At 39.7% G+C, this 17,302-nt stretch carries 20 protein-coding genes and 1 tRNA gene; 20 read left to right on the top strand and 1 reads right to left on the bottom strand.

The window, feature by feature from the left end:
* The first annotated feature begins 15 nt into the window (after positions 1-15).
* From lgt to ACFX4E_RS19180, 18 genes are all read left to right on the top strand, one after another.
* Positions 16-849: a prolipoprotein diacylglyceryl transferase gene (gene lgt / locus ACFX4E_RS19265; RefSeq protein ID WP_098433189.1), complete on the top strand. Its 834-nt coding sequence runs from the start codon at positions 16-18 to the stop codon at positions 847-849.
* Between the two features lie 60 nt (positions 850-909).
* Complete coding sequence (gene ppaX / locus ACFX4E_RS19260) at positions 910-1,557, top strand: pyrophosphatase PpaX (RefSeq protein WP_098578863.1); 648 nt, start codon at positions 910-912, stop codon at positions 1,555-1,557.
* Positions 1,554-2,081, top strand: coding sequence for an acyltransferase (locus tag ACFX4E_RS19255; RefSeq protein WP_028409652.1), 528 nt, complete (start codon positions 1,554-1,556; stop codon positions 2,079-2,081). Before ppaX ends, ACFX4E_RS19255 begins: the two co-directional genes overlap by 4 nt.
* A 183-nt stretch (positions 2,082-2,264) precedes the next feature.
* A complete protein-coding gene (locus ACFX4E_RS19250) occupies positions 2,265-3,446 on the top strand; it encodes an ATP phosphoribosyltransferase regulatory subunit (RefSeq protein ID WP_028409651.1) in 1,182 nt (393 codons plus the stop codon).
* Positions 3,446-4,078 (top strand): ATP phosphoribosyltransferase, encoded by a 633-nt coding sequence (hisG, locus tag ACFX4E_RS19245; RefSeq protein ID WP_013059721.1) that lies wholly within the window; start codon positions 3,446-3,448, stop codon positions 4,076-4,078. Before ACFX4E_RS19250 ends, hisG begins: the two co-directional genes overlap by 1 nt.
* Before the next feature lie 15 nt (positions 4,079-4,093).
* A complete protein-coding gene (hisD, locus tag ACFX4E_RS19240; protein WP_028409650.1) occupies positions 4,094-5,362 on the top strand; it encodes a histidinol dehydrogenase in 1,269 nt (422 codons plus the stop codon).
* Positions 5,363-5,437: 75 nt separating this feature from the next.
* The gene (gene hisB / locus ACFX4E_RS19235) at positions 5,438-6,022 is read left to right on the top strand and encodes an imidazoleglycerol-phosphate dehydratase HisB (RefSeq protein WP_025752581.1); all 585 of its coding nucleotides are present in this window, start codon (positions 5,438-5,440) and stop codon (positions 6,020-6,022) included.
* Positions 6,023-6,670, top strand: a complete 648-nt coding sequence (gene hisH / locus ACFX4E_RS19230) for an imidazole glycerol phosphate synthase subunit HisH (RefSeq protein ID WP_028409649.1) — start codon at positions 6,023-6,025, stop codon at positions 6,668-6,670.
* Positions 6,657-7,391, top strand: coding sequence for a 1-(5-phosphoribosyl)-5-[(5-phosphoribosylamino)methylideneamino]imidazole-4-carboxamide isomerase (hisA, locus tag ACFX4E_RS19225; protein WP_025752584.1), 735 nt, complete (start codon positions 6,657-6,659; stop codon positions 7,389-7,391). Before hisH ends, hisA begins: the two co-directional genes overlap by 14 nt.
* The gene (gene hisF, locus ACFX4E_RS19220) at positions 7,391-8,149 is read left to right on the top strand and encodes an imidazole glycerol phosphate synthase subunit HisF (RefSeq protein WP_025752585.1); all 759 of its coding nucleotides are present in this window, start codon (positions 7,391-7,393) and stop codon (positions 8,147-8,149) included. Before hisA ends, hisF begins: the two co-directional genes overlap by 1 nt.
* On the top strand, positions 8,146-8,769 hold the full coding sequence (gene hisIE / locus ACFX4E_RS19215) for a bifunctional phosphoribosyl-AMP cyclohydrolase/phosphoribosyl-ATP diphosphatase HisIE (protein ID WP_013059715.1): 624 nt from the start codon (positions 8,146-8,148) through the stop codon (positions 8,767-8,769). Before hisF ends, hisIE begins: the two co-directional genes overlap by 4 nt.
* A gap of 181 nt (positions 8,770-8,950) precedes the next feature.
* Positions 8,951-10,453 carry a tetratricopeptide repeat protein gene (locus ACFX4E_RS19210; protein WP_050688922.1) on the top strand — a complete coding sequence of 501 codons (1,503 nt, stop codon included), beginning with the start codon at positions 8,951-8,953 and terminating at the stop codon, positions 10,451-10,453.
* A 111-nt stretch (positions 10,454-10,564) separates the two neighbouring features.
* A complete protein-coding gene (gene trxB / locus ACFX4E_RS19205) occupies positions 10,565-11,518 on the top strand; it encodes a thioredoxin-disulfide reductase (protein ID WP_025752588.1) in 954 nt (317 codons plus the stop codon).
* Between the two features lie 303 nt (positions 11,519-11,821).
* Complete coding sequence (locus ACFX4E_RS19200) at positions 11,822-12,280, top strand: 8-oxo-dGTP diphosphatase (RefSeq protein ID WP_013059712.1); 459 nt, start codon at positions 11,822-11,824, stop codon at positions 12,278-12,280.
* 41 nt (positions 12,281-12,321) lie between these two features.
* A complete protein-coding gene (gene rapZ, locus ACFX4E_RS19195) occupies positions 12,322-13,215 on the top strand; it encodes an RNase adapter RapZ (protein WP_013059711.1) in 894 nt (297 codons plus the stop codon).
* Positions 13,212-14,198 carry a gluconeogenesis factor YvcK family protein gene (locus ACFX4E_RS19190; protein WP_013085391.1) on the top strand — a complete coding sequence of 329 codons (987 nt, stop codon included), beginning with the start codon at positions 13,212-13,214 and terminating at the stop codon, positions 14,196-14,198. The genes rapZ and ACFX4E_RS19190 overlap by 4 nt, the downstream gene beginning before the upstream one ends.
* 33 nt (positions 14,199-14,231) lie before the next feature.
* On the top strand, positions 14,232-15,176 hold the full coding sequence (whiA, locus tag ACFX4E_RS19185) for a DNA-binding protein WhiA (protein ID WP_060745838.1): 945 nt from the start codon (positions 14,232-14,234) through the stop codon (positions 15,174-15,176).
* A gap of 28 nt (positions 15,177-15,204) precedes the next feature.
* Complete coding sequence (locus ACFX4E_RS19180) at positions 15,205-15,459, top strand: HPr family phosphocarrier protein (protein WP_013059708.1); 255 nt, start codon at positions 15,205-15,207, stop codon at positions 15,457-15,459.
* Positions 15,460-15,492: 33 nt separating this feature from the next.
* Here ACFX4E_RS19180 and clpP read toward each other — a convergent pair whose 3' ends face one another.
* On the bottom strand, positions 15,493-16,080 hold the full coding sequence (clpP, locus tag ACFX4E_RS19175; protein WP_013059707.1) for an ATP-dependent Clp endopeptidase proteolytic subunit ClpP: 588 nt from the start codon (positions 16,078-16,080) through the stop codon (positions 15,493-15,495).
* Positions 16,081-16,300: 220 nt separating this feature from the next.
* On the opposite strand from clpP, the gene ACFX4E_RS19170 reads away from it, so the two are divergent.
* A tRNA-Arg gene (locus tag ACFX4E_RS19170) sits at positions 16,301-16,372 on the top strand.
* 201 nt (positions 16,373-16,573) lie between these two features.
* Complete coding sequence (locus ACFX4E_RS19165; protein WP_028409646.1) at positions 16,574-17,248, top strand: hypothetical protein; 675 nt, start codon at positions 16,574-16,576, stop codon at positions 17,246-17,248.
* Positions 17,249-17,302 lie beyond the last annotated feature (54 nt).

The following is a 17,302-nucleotide window of genomic DNA, read 5'->3' as shown; positions in this document are numbered from 1 at the left end:
AAAGGGTGTTAACTTGTGGAAGCAACTATTCAGCCGTTAGATCGCGTGTTCCTTGAAATTGGCCCTCTAACGGTCTACTGGTACGGCGTAATTATCGGTGTAGGTGTTCTATTAGGTCTTTATATTGCGACAAGAGAAAGCGTAAGAAGAGGCTTATCAAAAGATACATTTGTTGATCTCATCTTATTTGCTGTGCCAATAGCTATTATTTGTGCACGAATTTATTATGTATCCTTTGAATGGGGATACTATTCAAAGCATTTAAATGAAATACCTCAGATTTGGCAAGGTGGGATTGCCATTCATGGTGGCTTAATCGGAGGCGTATTAACTGCCATTGTATATTCGAAAGTAAAAAAGATTTCATTTTGGAAGTTGGCTGATATTGCTGCGCCTAGTTTAATCCTTGGCCAAGCCATTGGGCGCTGGGGCAACTTTATGAATCAAGAGGCACACGGGGGGCCGGTTACCCGTGCTTTTTTAGAAGGGTTGCACCTTCCAAATTTTATTATTAACCAAATGTATATTAACGGTACATATTACCATCCTACGTTTTTATACGAATCATTATGGGATTTTGCAGGATTTATCCTGTTGATGGTACTTCGCCGCACCAGTCTGCGAAAAGGAGAAATTTTCTTATCTTATTTAATCTGGTACTCAGTTGGCCGCTTCTTTGTAGAAGGGCTTCGCACGGATAGTTTAATGCTGACGCATACACTCAGAATCGCTCAAGTTGTTTCACTTGTACTGATTATAATAGCCATTATTTTAATTATTGTCCGCCGCGTGACGGGAATGAGTAAACAGAAATACTTAGAGAATGAAGAAGCACAATCTAAGGCGTAAATGAAGAAAAGCTACAAGACTTATACAAACTTGATTTGACGCAAGGGAAGGAAATGAATAATGACGATTAATACGGTTTTGTTTGATTTAGATGGTACGTTAATTGATACCAATGAATTAATTATTGCCTCGTTTACTCATACGCTTAATCACTATTATCCTGAACAATATACTCGCGAAGATATTTTACAGTTTATGGGACCTCCTTTATACGACACGTTTGTAGAAATGGATAAAACGAAAGTAAACGAAATGATTGAGATGTATCGCACGCATAATCTAGCTAATCATGATTTGCTTGTTAAAGAATTTGAAGGCGTACTTGAAACAGTTAAATGGCTGCACGAGCAGAATTATAAATTAGGTATTGTCACAACAAAGCAAAGAAATACGGTCATGATGGGGCTTAAGTTAACAAAGTTAGACCAGTTCTTTGATACGATTGTCGCAATTGAAGAAGTCACAAATGCAAAGCCGCATCCTGAGCCAGTAGAAAAAGCGCTGAAGCTGCTTAATGCTAAACCTGAAGAAGCGCTGATGGTGGGAGATAACCATCACGACATCGTTTCTGGCCAAAGAGCTTATACGAAAACAGCTGGAGTTGCTTGGAGTGCAAAAGGAAGAGATCATATCGCTTCTTATAATCCTGATATTATTTTAGAGAATATGACGGATTTAATTGATATATTAAAAGGAGAACGTCAGTGAGAAAAACGACGCGCTATCCGGTTAAAGGAGCTAATTCCCTTTGGCATGTCTATAAGACCGTGCCTTTTTGGAAAGTAGTGCGCAACTTCCTAATCATTCAATGCGCTCGCTATACGCCTTTTCTTTCGATGAAAAACTGGCTGTATAAAACGTGCTTAGGGATGAAAGTAGGACCTCAAACATCCTTTGCCCTTATGGTAATGCTCGATATTATGTTTCCTGAAAAAATACAAGTAGGACGCAATACGGTTATCGGATACAATACAACTATTCTCGCTCATGAATATCTGATAACGGAATATCGTCTTGGAGATGTCATCATTGGGGATGAAGTGATGATTGGAGCAAATAGCACCATCCTTCCAGGTGTAACAATCGGCAATGAAGCGGTTGTAGCGGCTGGAACGGTGGTTCATAAAGATGTAGCACCCGGTTTCTTTGTTGGAGGTAACCCTATGCGTGTCATCTATACAAAAGAAGAAATGGAAAAGCGCAGGGAAGCAGAACCTAAAGCCACAACTTAGCAAGAACTAAGCTGTGGCTTTTTTTGTAAATTTGAACAGCTGGCGGTTGACGGCTGACTTTATCGGGTGTAAACTATCAATAACTTTAATTTGTTATTTCGCTAATACATTAGCGTGATAAAGTGAAAACAACCTATCAATGGTTCCTTAATAGATAAAATCAAGCCTAAAGGACGTGTCGGAATGTCAAAGTTATTTATGTTTGAAAAACCCCTTGGAATGAGAGATACCCTGCCAGCTCTTTTTGAAAGAAAAAAACAAGTTCGCAATCAGCTGGCAGATGAAATCAGCAGCTGGGGCTATCAATATATGGCAACGCCTACTGTGGAATATTACGAGACGGTAGGAAGCGCATCAGCTATTTTAGATCAACAATTGTTTAAACTTTTAGATAAAGAAGGGCATACGCTTGTGCTGCGACCGGATGTAACAACGCCATTTGCACGTGTGGCCGCTTCAAAACTTTTAAATAATTCTCCTTTGCGCTTAGCTTATGAAGCAAATGTATTCCGAGCTCAGCAGCGTGAGGGCGGCCGCCCGGCGGAGTTTGAGCAAATAGGCGTGGAGCTAATTGGAGATGCTACGATGAGCAGCGATGCTGAAGTGATTGCTCTCATGATCGGCGCATTAAAAAGAGCGGGACTTAAATCATTTAAAGTGGCAATTGGCCACATCGGGTTTGTTAATTCACTTTTTTTAGAAATTGTCGGAAATGAAGAACGTGCTAACGTGCTTCGCCGCTTTTTATATGAGAAAAATTACGTGGGCTATCGTAATCATGTAAAAGATTTGAATCTATCTTCTATTGATAAACAGCGTCTCCTTCAGCTGCTTAACCTGCGCGGAGATGAAAAGAAGATTGAAGAAGCGGTTGAACTAGTTGAAAACGAAGGTGGCAAAAAAGCAGCCGGTGATTTGAAAAAGCTATGGAACATGCTTGATGCATACGGTGTAACGGATGAAATTAAAATTGATTTTAACTTAGTCAGTCATATGAGCTATTACACAGGTATTTTATTTGAAGTCTTTGCTGAAAACGTTGGTTTCCATATCGGTAATGGAGGACGTTATGACCAGCTTCTTGAAAAATTCGCGTCTAAAACACCAGCTACAGGATTTGGAATTCAGCTCGACCGCTTAATTGAAGCCCTGGGCGAAGAAGTATATGAGCCTTCAGCAGTATACGGCATATTATATAGCCAGGAGCGTTTAGATGAGGCATTAGCTTTAGCTGCTGAACAGCGCAAGCAAGGATACCGGGTAGTGACTCAGGAAATTGCAGGCGTTGATGATGTTGATGTATTTACTGCACAGTTTGAAGAAGTCACGTTTCTAATTGGAAAACGAGGCAAGGGGGGACAATAATGAGTGAACTATTAACAATTGCAATGCCAAAAGGACGTATTTTTGAAGAAGCAGCTGAACTTTTGCGTCAAGCAGACTTTCAATTGCCGCCAGAATTTGACGATTCGCGCAAGCTGATTGTAGACATTCCTGAAGAGAACATGCGCTTTATTTTAGCAAAACCAATGGACGTTACTACTTATGTAGAATACGGAGTAGCAGATCTTGGTATTGCAGGTAAAGACGTAATGTTAGAAGAAGAAAGAGATGTCTATGAGCTGTTGGATTTAAATATTAGTAAATGTCATCTGGCCGTTGCCGGTTTGCCTAATGCTAAAAAATCAGAAATTGCTCAAAAAGTGGCAACCAAATATCCAAATGTAGCATCTACTTATTTCAGGGAGCAAGGAGAGCAAGTAGAAATTATTAAATTGAATGGTTCCATTGAATTAGCGCCTTTAATCGGCCTGGCTGATCGGATCGTTGATATTGTATCAACAGGACAAACACTAAAAGAGAACGGACTTGTTGAATTAGAGCACATTGAAGATATTACATCGCGTTTGATTGTGAACCCTGTGAGCTATCGTTTAAAAGACGAACGAATTGATGATTTAGTGAATCGTTTAGCCCAAGTGGTTCAACCTGTATAAAAGAGGTGACATACATTGAAAATTACACGTGTAACAGAACAAGTGAGCTTAAAACGTACGATTGATCAAGGGACGAGTGCTCAAAGAGAAATTGTCGTAAATATTTTAAAGCAGGTGCAAGAGCAAAAAGACGAAGCTTTAAAAAGATATACAGCCAAATTTGACGGCGTTGAGCTTTCTTCTTTACTTGTGACGGAACAAGAAAAGAAGCGTGCTTATGAGCTGGTTGATGCAGACATGCTGTCAATCATTCGTGAAGCGGCTGACAACATTCGTGATTACCACGAAAGAATGGTCGAGCAGTCTTGGATGACAACAAAAGAAGACGGCACCATTTTAGGGCAGAAAGTAACGCCTTTAGATGCAGTAGGTGTTTATGTACCGGGAGGCCTTGCGGCGTATCCTTCTTCCGTTTTAATGAATGTCATTCCTGCTCAAGTGGCAGGGGTAAAACGTATTGTGATGGTTTCACCTCCAGGAAAAGACGGCGCGCTGCCTGCTGGAGTAGTGGTAGCAGCGAATGAGCTTGGGGTCGAAGAGATTTATAAAGTAGGTGGAGCTCAAGCGATAGGAGCACTTGCCTATGGAACAGAAACAATTAAACCCGTCGATAAAATTGTAGGTCCTGGTAATATCTTTGTTGCATTAGCGAAAAGAGAAGTATATGGATTAGTAGACATTGACTCAATTGCTGGACCTAGTGAAATTGTCGTACTAGCAGACGAAACGGCTAAGCCGAACGAAGTGGCAGCTGATTTATTATCTCAAGCAGAACATGACAAATTAGCTTCAAGCATTTTAGTAACGCCTTCTATGAAATTAGCCGAAGCTGTTAAAGAAGAAGTGGAAAGACAAGTGGAATCTCTACCTCGGAAGGAAATTGCAAAACCTTCTATTGATAACCATGGTGCTATTTATGTGACAGGGTCATTAGAAGAAGCTGTTGAAGCTGTTAATCAATTAGCTCCTGAACATTTAGAAATTATGACTGAAAGTCCGCTTGAACTTTTAGGTTCCATTCGTCATGCCGGTGCTATTTTTCTAGGAAGATACAGCTCAGAACCTGTTGGCGATTATTTCGCGGGACCAAACCATGTTCTTCCAACCAATGGGACAGCAAAATTCTCAAGTCCTTTATCAGTTGATTCATTTGTGAAGAAGTCTAGTATCATTTCATACAGCCAACAAGCTCTGCAGAAAAATGTCTCGAAGATCGCAGCGTTTGCTCGTTTAGAAGGGCTAGAAGCTCATGCAAGGGCGGTTGAAGAACGCTTTAAAAAATAAGGTGGAGATTAAAAGAAAAGCGTAGAAATGTTCTTTTCTTTATCTATTACATGCACAGTTGAAAGGAGTTTCACAATGAGAGAGTCAAGTATTAAACGTACAACAAACGAAACGGATATTGCATTAGCGATTGGAATCGATGGAGAAGGAAAAGCGAGCATTGATACAGGCGTTCCTTTTTTAAATCATATGCTCGATTTATTTACAAAACACGGACAGTTTAACCTTGATGTAAAAGCAGATGGGGACACGGAGATTGATGATCACCATACAACGGAAGATATCGGTATTTGCCTTGGTCAAACGTTCAAAGAAGCGCTCGGTGATAAAAAAGGAATTAAACGCTATGGAAATGCTTTTGTACCAATGGATGATGCGTTGGCTCAAGTGGTAGTAGATTTAAGCAATCGTCCTCATTTTGAATTTAAAGGTGACATTCCCGCGTCGCGCGTCGGTACATTTGATACAGAGCTTGTGTATGAATTTTTATGGAAATTTGCATTAGAATCTCGCATGAATGTACATGTAATTGTACACTACGGCAAAAATACACACCACATTATTGAAGCGGTGTTTAAGGCTTTAGCACGTGCTTTGGACGAAGCGACAACGATTGATCCGCGTGTCAAAGGTGTGCCTTCGACGAAAGGGATGTTGTAAATGATTGGAATTATCGACTATGGGATGGGCAACTTATACAGCGTAAGTAAAGCTCTTGAACGATTAAACTATGATTATATTATCTCGGCAGATCCTGCAGAGCTAAGAAAGGCAAAAGGGCTGATTCTTCCTGGAGTTGGAGCATTCAAAGATGCGATGGAACAGCTGAATCAAACAAAGCTGACGGACTTTATTAAAGAAGAAGTAGCAAAAGGAATGCCTTTGCTTGGAATTTGTTTAGGTATGCAGCTTTTATTTGAAGAAAGCGATGAAAACGGCGTAACAAAAGGGCTGGAACTGTTAAAAGGGAGAGTCGAGCGTATTCCCGGCATTACTGCCGAAGGACAGACATATAAAGTTCCGCACATGGGCTGGAACTCTTTAAATTTTCATCAGCCGTCTGCTCTGCTTGATGGAATCAGTGAAGGTCACGTGTACTTTGTTCACTCTTATTACGTAAAAACAAATGACCAAGACGTGCTTTTAGCAACAAGTCCTTATGACGTTGAAGTTCCAGCAGTTGTTGGAAAAGAACACGTATTTGGCACTCAATTCCACCCTGAAAAAAGCAGTGCAATCGGAATGCAAATGCTGCAAAATTATGCAAACTTCGTAGAGAAAAGGAGCCCATCGTATGAGCAAATTTGAAATATATCCAGCCATTGATATGCGCGGAGGAAAGTGCGTCCGTTTGCTTCAAGGAGATTACACAAAAGAAACGGTGTACGGAGATTCTCCGGTAGATATGGCCACACAATTCGCAAGTGAAGGCGCTCAGTGGATTCACATGGTTGATTTAGACGGCGCAAAAGCGGCCAAGCGCGTAAATGATGAATTTGTGCTAGGCGTGAAAAAGAAATTAAATGTACGTGTGCAAATTGGAGGAGGCATTCGCTCAGAAGCTGATGTTGCTTACTATTTAGAAAACGGAATTGACCGCGTTATTTTAGGAAGTGCAGCTATTTCTAATCCTGAATTTGTGAAAAAAATGCTGAAGGAATATGGTGCACGTATTGCTATTGGTATTGATGCACGTGACGGCTATGTTGCGACGGAAGGCTGGGTGGAAACATCTACAATCAAAGCGACAGAACTAGGAAAAGAATTGGCTAATGCTGGTGCGGAAACATTTATTTTCACGGATATTTCTACTGATGGCATGCTGTCTGGTCCTAATGTGGAAGGAATTGTTGAAATGGCTAAGGCTACTGGAAAAGGTGTGATTGCATCAGGGGGAGTTAGTAAACTTGCTGATCTAGATGCACTAAAGAAGTATGAAGCTGACGGCGTTATTGGTGCGATTGTAGGGAAAGCACTTTATACAAATAAGTTTACAGTAGCTGAAGCACTTCAAGAGGTGAAAGCGTAATGATTACAAAACGAATCATTCCTTGTTTAGATGTAAAGGACGGCCGTGTGGTAAAAGGAGTTCAGTTTGTGGAACTTCGAGATGCAGGAGATCCTGTAGAGTTGGCGAAGTTTTACGATGAAGAAGGCGCAGACGAATTAGTCTTTTTGGATATTTCTGCTTCTCATGAAGGACGCAAAACGATGGTACATGTTGTAGAAGAAGTAGCATCTCAGCTAGCGATTCCTTTTACGGTGGGCGGAGGAATTAATGCATTAGAAGATATGAAGAGAATGCTTCGTGCTGGTGCAGACAAAGTGTCATTAAATACAGCGGCCGTACTCAATCCAGCACTCATTACAGAAGGGTCCGACTTTTTTGGAGCTCAGTGTATTGTGGTAGCCATCGATGCTAAGTACGATGAAAGTTTACAATCATGGCGAGTCTATACACACGGAGGCCGCAACGCAACGGACTGGGAAGTAATCGACTGGGCAAGAGAAGCAGTGAAGCGCGGTGCGGGTGAGATCTTGTTAACGAGTATGGATAAAGACGGCGAAAAGTCAGGGTTTGATTTAGCATTAACCAAAGCAGTTAGCCAAGCAGTGAGCGTTCCTGTTATTGCTTCTGGCGGAGCAGGAAATGGTCAAGATTTTGTCGATGCGTTTGAAAAAGGAGAAGCTGACGCGGCTTTGGCGGCTTCGATCTTTCACTATAAAGAAACATCTGTAAAAGAAATTAAAAGCTATGCAAAACAACAAGGAGTGAGCATTCGATGACGATTGAAAACATTAAATTCAACAGTGATGGACTTGTACCGGCTATTGTACAAGATGCTGTGAGCAAAGAAGTTTTAACATTGGCTTATATGAACGAAGAATCACTTCAAAAATCAATTGATACACGTGAAACATGGTTTTACAGCCGTTCTCGACAAGAGTTGTGGCACAAGGGCGCAACCTCGGGAAACACACAAAAGATTGTAAGCATGGCATATGACTGTGATGCTGATTCTCTGGTTGTAAAGGTGGAGCCTCAAGGTCCTGCTTGTCATACGGGGGCTTACAGCTGTTTTAATGAAACAATTCTTGGTGAAAATAAACAAAATGATAATCGGTTTGCTATTATTAATGAGCTAGAAGAAGTAATCGCTAAGCGTGAAGCTGAAATGCCAGAAGGAGCTTATACGACGTACTTGTTTGATAAAGGCGTAGATAAAATCCTCAAAAAAGTAGGAGAAGAAGCTGGTGAAGTCATTATTGCAGCAAAAAATCGTGACCATGATGAGCTGAAGTGGGAAGTTGCAGATTTATTGTACCACGTACTTGTTTTACTTCGTGAGCAAAAGCTGCCTTTAGACGATGTCCTATCAGTATTAAAAGAGCGTCACTCTAGCTAATAGCTACATAGTGAAAAGAGAGAAGGAGTTGTCTCATTTTAGATAAAAGAGGCAAAACCTTCTCTTATTTGCGTCAAGAAACGACTGCTTGCAGGCTCCTTTTTTGAATAGAGGTATTAAACTTCTTGGCAAATGTGATATACTACGAACGTCGAAATTATCAACTTATTTGGAGGGCTTAATGGAAAAACACTCAAAAGTAATTCAAAAAATGGCACAAGTAATTCCATTTTCGCAAACGGGTGACTTCTATTTCGAAAAAGCGCTGCAGGCGTTTGAAGAAGAGGAGTCGGATAAAGCGCTCAAGTATTTAACGCGTGCAAACAAAGAAAATGCCCGTAATCCACAGCTTCTTACAAACGTTGGAGTAGCTTTAACGGAGCGGGGAGATTATCAAGATGCCAACGAGCTTTTTCTCCATGTGATTCATCATATGGACGATACATTAGGAAGCTGTTACTACTATATAGCTAACAGCTATGCGCATCTTGGACTGTTTGAAGAATCAAAAAAATACGCGATGTATTACATTGAGCATTTTCCAAATGGTGACCTCTTTCGATCGGCTACAGATCTGTTAGATTTACTATCAATTGATGTGGATGAAGAAGATGAAGAGCCTAAAAATCAGCTAGGCGACATGCTGATTATAAAACAAGAACAAGCCAAAAGACTGCTTGAAGCAACGAATTTTGAAGAAGCAGTGGATTTGTTAACTGAAATAATTGATGAGTATCCAGAATTTTGGTCTGCATATAATAATTTAGCGTTAGCTTATTTTTATTTAAATAAAATTGATGAGGCAATGGATTTGCTGAATGAAGTATTGGAGAAAAACCCTGGAAATCTTCATGCGTTATGCAATCAGCTGATTTTCTATTATTATTGCCATAAGCATAAAGAAGTTGAGGAGCTTACAGACGGGCTTAGCCGCGTTTATCCAATGTCATTTGAACACCGCTATAAGCTTGGAGCAACATTTGCATTGATTGGTCAATACAAACTATCATACAGATGGTTAAAAAAGCTTTATACACAAGGATTTCAAGGAGACAACTCATTTCATTATTGGCTCTCATATGCTTCTTACTATACCGGGCGTGAAGCGTTCGCTAAAGAAATGTGGAAGCTGGCATTAGAAGACGTTCCTGATAAAGAAGGAGAGGAGCCTTGGCGCATCAGTCAAAAAGCTGCGAAGGTTTTTCAATCGAAAGTGGATATTACAGCGAAAAAGAAATGTGCAACAAAAAATGTTCATGATCAGCTTTACAGCCTGTATATGGCGAAGAAGCTTCCTGAACAACAGCGTCTGCTTCTTTTAGAAGAAATCAAGTCGTCCATACATATGAGTACACTTTTAGATGAAGTATATACGTATGTATGGCAGGATAAACACCATGTGATTTTTGAGGTGGCAGATGTTATTGAACTGGAGATGGAATCGCAGACTGAAAGTGATATCCAGGATCTTTTAAGCTTTTGGTTTTATGTATATGTACAGGTATATAAACAATCCTATGATTTTCAGCATGTGAACGTAAATGCATGGGCCGCAGCCGTCACATATATATGGGCGAAAGAACAAAACCAGTCTATTACTCAAGCCGATGCGGCAAAACAATATTCCATTTCCGCTGCAACAGTGAGAAAGTACAGTAAAATTGTGAATACGTTATTAAATTGAGCAAAAAAATAGACGATAATAGGAAGAACATATTAGGATAGTGGTAACGAAATAATTATCCATAAATTTGGAATCAACTACGAAGGAATTTCCTAAAAGGAGTGTAAAGCGATGACAGAAGAAAAAATTTATGATGTCATTATTATTGGGGCAGGCCCAGCAGGTATGACTGCTGCTGTATATACATCTCGTGCAGATTTATCAACATTAATGATTGAACGCGGAATTCCAGGCGGTCAAATGGCTAATACGGAAGATGTAGAAAACTATCCAGGTTATGATCATATCCTTGGTCCTGACCTTTCTAACAAAATGTTTGAGCATGCAAAAAAATTCGGTGCGGAATATGCGTACGGTGATATTAAAGAAATCATCGACGGAGAAGAATACAAGACAGTTCGTGCAGGCAGCAAAGAATATAAAACACGTTCAGTAATCGTTGCTACTGGTGCTGAATATAAAAAATTAGGTGCGCCAGGAGAAAAAGAACTAGGCGGCCGCGGCGTATCTTATTGTGCTGTATGTGACGGTGCATTCTTTAAAGGTAAAGAGCTAGTCGTTGTAGGCGGTGGAGACTCTGCGGTTGAAGAAGGCGTATATTTAACACGCTTCGCAACAAAAGTAACAATTATTCACCGACGCGATGAGCTTCGTGCGCAAAAAATCCTACAGCAGCGTGCATTTGATAACGAAAAAGTTGATTTTATTTGGAATACAACGGTCAAAGAAGTAAAAGAAAAAGACGGTAAAGTAGGCAGCGTAACGTTAGTAGACACAAAAACAGGTGAAGAGCGCGAGTTTGGTGCGGACGGCGTATTCATTTATGTTGGAATGGTTCCACTAACAAAACCATTCGAAAGCCTAAACATCACGAATAAAGAAGGATATATTGAAACGAACGAGCAAATGGAAACAAAAGTACCAGGTGTGTTCGCAGCTGGAGACGTTCGTGAAAAGGCTCTTCGTCAAATTGTAACAGCTACAGGCGATGGCAGCATTGCTGCTCAAGCGGCTCAGCACTATGTAGAAGAGTTAAAAGAAAAGTTAAAAGCTATTCAGCAATAAGGCTGAAATCAATCTTTTACAAAACGTAATTCGGTTTTAACTGTTCTGTAACACCTGTGAAACATTGATGGGGTACTATATAGATAGTAATTGACCCCCTTTTATAAAATATATATATGTCGGGCATAGGACGTGTTCCTATGCCTCTTTTTTGTGACTATAACAGATTGAATTTACGTATATAACAGCAATGGATTATTTTCAGAAAATTTAGTAATAGTTAGTTCATCTCCGTTGTGAGAGAAGTTTGTTTCGTAGTATAATAAAAGAAAATGTCAGTATACATATGATGAGGTGGAAAACATGCAAAGGGTCACAAATTGTGTATTAATGAAAGATGATAAAGTATTGTTGCTTCAAAAGCCACGACGAAACTGGTGGGTGGCCCCGGGTGGGAAAATGGAGCAAGGAGAATCTGTAAAAGACTCTGTTGTAAGAGAATTTCGTGAAGAAACGGGAATTTATTTGAAAAATCCCACTGTAAAAGGTATCTTTACTTTTACGATGAAAGAAAACGATCAAATTTCATCTGAATGGATGATGTTTACTTTTTTTGCTACAGATTTTGATGGGACAAATGTGCTAGAATCAGAAGAAGGCAAACTCGGTTGGCATAATTTGAGTGAAGTAAGTGAATTGCCGATGGCACCGGGAGATCATCACATTATCGATTATGTAGCAAAAGGGTCGGGTGTTATTTATGGCAACTTTACGTATACAACAGATTTCGAGTTATTATCTTATCGAATTGATCCTTGTTAATGATAAATAGACATGTATGCATAGATTGAGGGGGATGGAAAATGAGTACTGGGTCTGTAAGCGATATTCAATTAGTGATTATTACTGGAATGTCAGGTGCAGGAAAAACAGTAGCAATTCAGAGTTTTGAAGATTTAGGGTTCTTTTGTGTAGATAATTTACCCCCTACATTGCTACCGAAATTTTTAGAACTCATGAAAGAGTCAGGGAATAAAATGAATAAAGTTGCTCTTGTTATGGACTTGCGAGGCAGAGAGTTTTTTGAAAGCTTGTTTGAAGCATTAGATAACATGAGTGAAACAACGTGGGTCACGCCACAAATTTTATTTTTAGATGCAAAAGATTCTGTATTGGTGACGCGCTATAAAGAAACGAGACGTTCACATCCGCTAGCTCCTTCGGGTTTACCTTTAGAAGGAATTGGTATGGAACGTGAGCTTCTTGAGGAGTTAAAGGGAAGAGCTCAGCTTATTTATGAGACGTCAGAGTTAAAACCAAGAGAGCTTAGAGAGAAAATTTTAACTCAGTTTTCGTCGCACGCTTCACAGGTTTTTACTGTTAATGTGATGTCGTTTGGTTTTAAATATGGTGTGCCTATTGACGCTGATTTAGTCTTTGATGTGCGCTTTTTGCCAAACCCTCACTACATTGACCATATGCGTCCTAAAACGGGGCTTGAAGAAGAGGTTTCTTCTTACGTATTAAAATGGACGGAAACTCAAAAGTTCATTGAAAAAGTAGTAGACTTACTTTCGTTTATGCTTCCACAGTACAAGCGAGAAGGTAAAAGCCAGCTGGTCATTGCTATAGGCTGCACAGGCGGACAGCATCGCTCCGTCACACTAGCTGAATATTTAGGTCACCATTTCCAGAATGAATACAAAACTCATATTTCTCATCGTGACATTGAGAGGAGAAAGGAAAATCATAGATGAGCAGTGAACAGCTTCCAAAAGTTGTCGTCATTGGGGGAGGAACGGGTTTACCAGTGCTGTTAAGAGGGTTGAAGGAATACCCTCTTGATCTTACAGCCATTGTAACCGTAGCAGACGACGGGGGAAGTTCTGGCCGATTGCGCGATGAACTTGAAATCCCTGCTCCTGGTGATATTCGAAATGTGCTAGTTGCTTTATCTGATGTAGAGCCACTAGTTGAAGAGCTTTTTCAGCATCGATTTGATACAGGAAATGAGCTTACAGGCCATTCTCTTGGCAATTTGTTGCTTGCAGCTATGACGTCTATTACTGGCGATTTTGTGCATGCTATACGAGAAATGAGCAAAGTACTAAACGTCAGAGGGAAAGTACTTCCAGCAGCTAATCAAAGTGTTGTGCTGCATGCGGAGATGCAAGATGGATCCATCGTAACAGGTGAATCTAAAATTCCAGAAGTTAATAAAAAAATTAATAAAGTATTTTTATCGCCCGCTGATGTGAAACCGCTTGTCGAGACAATAAAAGCGATTCGACGCGCTGATTTAATTGTGTTGGGGCCCGGAAGTCTTTATACAAGTATTTTGCCGAATTTACTGGTGCAGGATATTTGTAACGAGCTTTGTTCGACAAAAGCAAAGAAAGTGTACGTATGCAACGTGATGACGCAGCCGGGTGAGACATTAGGCTTTAAGGCAAGTGATCATATTAAAGCGCTTTACAATCATATGCCGTGTGCATTTTTAGATGCGATTATCGTCAATAATGCACCTATTCCAGCACCTTTGAAAAAGAAATATCAAGTAGAGCAGGCTCAGCCTGTAGAATATGATCGTGAAGTATTGCTAAAGTTAGGGTTAGAAGTGATTGAAGATCAAATTATTCAGTATGACGGCAGCGTAATTAGGCATGATACAAAAAAAGTAGCAAAGCTTGTGTATTCTATGCTGACATCGCTGCAAGGTAAAGCGAATACGGGTGTTTAACACTATTTCCGTATGTAGATTGGAGGTGAAGTTATGTCATTTGCATCAGAAACAAAAAAAGAGTTAACGAATTTAGAAGTCAAAGATTGCTGTGCAAAAGCAGAGCTTTCTGCATTAATTCGAATGAATGGTTCACTTTCTTTTTCAAATAAAAAATTCACGGTTGATGTTCAAACAGAAAACGCAGCGATTGCTCGGCGCATTTATGTCCTGCTTAAGAAAAATTATGATGTGTCAGTAGAACTGCTTGTGCGTAAGAAAATGCGGTTGAAGAAAAACAATGTGTATATTGTTCGATTAGTAGAAAAAACGAGAATGCTTTTGGAAGACTTAAAAATTGTAGAAGAAGCGTTCACGTTTACACATCGTATTTCACCAGAGCTAGTACAAAAAAAATGCTGTAAGCGATCCTACTTAAGAGGCGCATTTTTAGCCGGCGGTTCTATTAATAACCCAGAGACATCATCGTACCATCTTGAAATCTTTTCATTGTATGAAGAGCACAACGAAGCTTTATGCAATTTAATGAACGAATTTCAATTGAATAGTAAAACATTAGAACGGAAAAAAGGCTATATTAACTATTTAAAAGAAGCTGAAAAAATTACGGAGTTTCTAAATATCATTGGAGCCCATAACGCTCTTTTACGGTTTGAGGATGTAAGAATCGTCCGAGATATGCGAAATTCCGTTAATCGCTTAGTTAATTGTGAAACAGCTAACTTAAATAAAACGATCGGAGCGGCTATTCGTCAAGTGGAAAACATTCGTTATATTGATGAAACAGCTGGATTAGACATCTTACCAGAAAAGCTAAGAGAAATTGCTCGTTTGCGTGTGGAATACCAAGACGTTACGTTAAAGGAGCTTGGTGAGATGGTATCTGGAGGTCAAATTAGCAAATCGGGCATTAACCATCGGTTGCGTAAAATTGACCAAATAGCAGACAAGCTTCGCGCCGGTCAGCCAGTCACATAAGGGGAATTGCAAGGGGGAGGATTTTATCATGGAAAAACAAGTAGAAGTAAAATTAAAAACGGGATTACAAGCTCGTGTTGCGGCACTGTTTGTGCAAGAAGCAACTCGTTTTACATCTGATGTGTACTTGAAGAAAGATGAGAAAGTAGTCAACGCTAAGAGTATCATGGGGTTAATGAGCTTAGCGATTAATAATGGTTCTCTCATTACGCTCATTGTTGAAGGGGTAGATGAAAAAGAAGCAATGGATGCGTTAGTAGCTTACGTAGAGAACGATGCATAAAAAAGCCTTTCCCGCTGCGGGAAAGGCTTTTTTTTATTTAGGGTCGTTTTCTAATACTTTGTCAATTAGACCGTATTCTAAAGCGCGTTCAGCAGTCATGAAATTATCACGATCTGTATCACGTTGTAGCACTTCTAACGGTTGACCTGTACGCTCAGCTAAAATTGAATTTAGTTTTTCGCGTAAGAATAGAATACGTTTTGCCGCAATTTCGATTTCAGTAGCTTGTCCTTGAGCACCACCAAGAGGTTGATGAATCATTACTTCGCTGTTTGGAAGAGCAAAACGTTTGCCCTTTTCACCAGCAGCCAGTAAGAAAGCGCCCATTGATGCAGCCATACCGATGCAAATTGTAGAAACTTTTGGCTTAATAAATTGCATCGTATCGTAGATAGCCATTCCAGCTGTAATAGAGCCACCTGGACTGTTGATATAAAGTGAGATATCTTTTTCTGGGTCTTCAGCAGCTAAGAATAGAAGCTGAGAAACGATTGAGTTAGCTACATTATCGTCAATAGCACTACCTAAAATAATAATGCGGTCTTTTAATAAACGTGAATAAATGTCATAAGCACGTTCACCACGGTTTGTTTGTTCAATAACTGTAGGAATTAAGTTCATATTAAATTCCTCCTTAACAAGAATAATTTGTTATGTACCTATAATACACGTATGGTCAATAAAGGTCAAACAAAAGAACCTCTACTACACATATTCGCTTAAAAGACTATGTATTCCTCTTTGACATTATTAAAATTTTTCCCCCTTCTAAAAAAAATAAACGTAGTATTCTATTGAAAAGAGAAGTTTTCTCTCCTATAATGGAAGTTGTGACAAATATGCCCTCGTAGTGTAGTGGATAGCACAAGAGATTCCGGTTCTCTTAGGGTGGGTTCGAATCCTGTCGAGGGCGTCTTAAAACGTTGCGGATTACGCAACGTTTTTTATTTTGAGCAAAAAGGCTCATATTCTCAAAAAATAATATTTATTTTTCTCCTCTAACCCTTTATACGCGCAAAGAAGCAAGAAATTAATTCCATTGTACCGGTTGCAGAATTTGTCAGAATACTATAAAACAGTATATAAGGAAAAGAAACACCGAGGAGGAATAAATATGAAATATGTGAACAAACTTTTCATTGTCAGTGCATCGGTAGCACTATTGCTGTCTGCATGCGGGACGAACGAAGATTCTGCTCAGCCGAAGTCTAATGATCAAGCAGAGAATGTTCAGCAAGATAAGGCTTCTAAATCTGATCAAACATCAGGCGCTGCAAAAGAAGATTCGAAAAAAGATGCGGATTCTTCCGAGGCCTCAGCCAAACCTTCAGGAAGTCAATCATCAACTAGCGAAACAGCGGAAGATGGACAGTCAACGTCTTCTTCAGAAACAAAACTAACAAAAAGCCCAGAACAAGATTATTCTATTCAAGTAATGGACGGCTATAAACTAACGGGTGAAGAACCAGGAAAAGATGCGTTAGTATTAACTTCAGATGATTCTCAATTTATGCGTATTGAAATGCTTTCATCAGAAGCATCGATGGATGACGCTGCTCAATCTGTTAAACAAACGGCAACAGCAGTTAATAAAAATGCAGCAGAGAAAAAGAATCTTGAAGAGAACGGAATCTTCAAAGATTCTGTTTGGTATGAAGCCACATCTGGCGATCATACGGTAAACGCCGTGCTGGTTAAAGGAAAGAAACCGATGAAGCTAACCATCTTCACGAAAAATGACGAAGAAAACTTGGACAAGTTTATGCAAATGGCACAAACCATTCAATAAGCAATTTTTCTATATATTATACACATGCAGAAAATTCGACATGACGAAGAAAAC

This window comes from Priestia sp. YIM B13491, assembly GCF_042787605.1.
Lineage (GTDB): Bacteria > Bacillota > Bacilli > Bacillales > Bacillaceae_H > Priestia > Priestia megaterium_E.
This window is presented reverse-complemented; position numbering and strand designations above follow the sequence as displayed.

What these genes read in the sequence shown, in the direction of transcription:
- ACFX4E_RS19180 (WP_013059708.1), top strand. Translation starts at nt 15,205, where the DNA reads ATGGAAAAACAAGTAGAAGTAAAATTAAAAACGGGATTACAAGCTCGT.
- hisH (WP_028409649.1), top strand. Translation starts at nt 6,023, where the DNA reads ATGATTGGAATTATCGACTATGGGATGGGCAACTTATACAGCGTAAGT.
- hisA (WP_025752584.1), top strand. Translation starts at nt 6,657, where the DNA reads ATGAGCAAATTTGAAATATATCCAGCCATTGATATGCGCGGAGGAAAG.
- hisB (WP_025752581.1), top strand. Translation starts at nt 5,438, where the DNA reads ATGAGAGAGTCAAGTATTAAACGTACAACAAACGAAACGGATATTGCA.
- hisG (WP_013059721.1), top strand. Translation starts at nt 3,446, where the DNA reads ATGAGTGAACTATTAACAATTGCAATGCCAAAAGGACGTATTTTTGAA.
- ACFX4E_RS19210 (WP_050688922.1), top strand. Translation starts at nt 8,951, where the DNA reads ATGGAAAAACACTCAAAAGTAATTCAAAAAATGGCACAAGTAATTCCA.
- clpP (WP_013059707.1), bottom strand. Translation starts at nt 16,080, where the DNA reads ATGAACTTAATTCCTACAGTTATTGAACAAACAAACCGTGGTGAACGT.
- rapZ (WP_013059711.1), top strand. Translation starts at nt 12,322, where the DNA reads ATGAGTACTGGGTCTGTAAGCGATATTCAATTAGTGATTATTACTGGA.
- trxB (WP_025752588.1), top strand. Translation starts at nt 10,565, where the DNA reads ATGACAGAAGAAAAAATTTATGATGTCATTATTATTGGGGCAGGCCCA.
- hisIE (WP_013059715.1), top strand. Translation starts at nt 8,146, where the DNA reads ATGACGATTGAAAACATTAAATTCAACAGTGATGGACTTGTACCGGCT.
- ACFX4E_RS19250 (WP_028409651.1), top strand. Translation starts at nt 2,265, where the DNA reads ATGTCAAAGTTATTTATGTTTGAAAAACCCCTTGGAATGAGAGATACC.
- hisF (WP_025752585.1), top strand. Translation starts at nt 7,391, where the DNA reads ATGATTACAAAACGAATCATTCCTTGTTTAGATGTAAAGGACGGCCGT.
- ppaX (WP_098578863.1), top strand. Translation starts at nt 910, where the DNA reads ATGACGATTAATACGGTTTTGTTTGATTTAGATGGTACGTTAATTGAT.
- whiA (WP_060745838.1), top strand. Translation starts at nt 14,232, where the DNA reads ATGTCATTTGCATCAGAAACAAAAAAAGAGTTAACGAATTTAGAAGTC.
- ACFX4E_RS19200 (WP_013059712.1), top strand. Translation starts at nt 11,822, where the DNA reads ATGCAAAGGGTCACAAATTGTGTATTAATGAAAGATGATAAAGTATTG.
- ACFX4E_RS19190 (WP_013085391.1), top strand. Translation starts at nt 13,212, where the DNA reads ATGAGCAGTGAACAGCTTCCAAAAGTTGTCGTCATTGGGGGAGGAACG.
- ACFX4E_RS19165 (WP_028409646.1), top strand. Translation starts at nt 16,574, where the DNA reads ATGAAATATGTGAACAAACTTTTCATTGTCAGTGCATCGGTAGCACTA.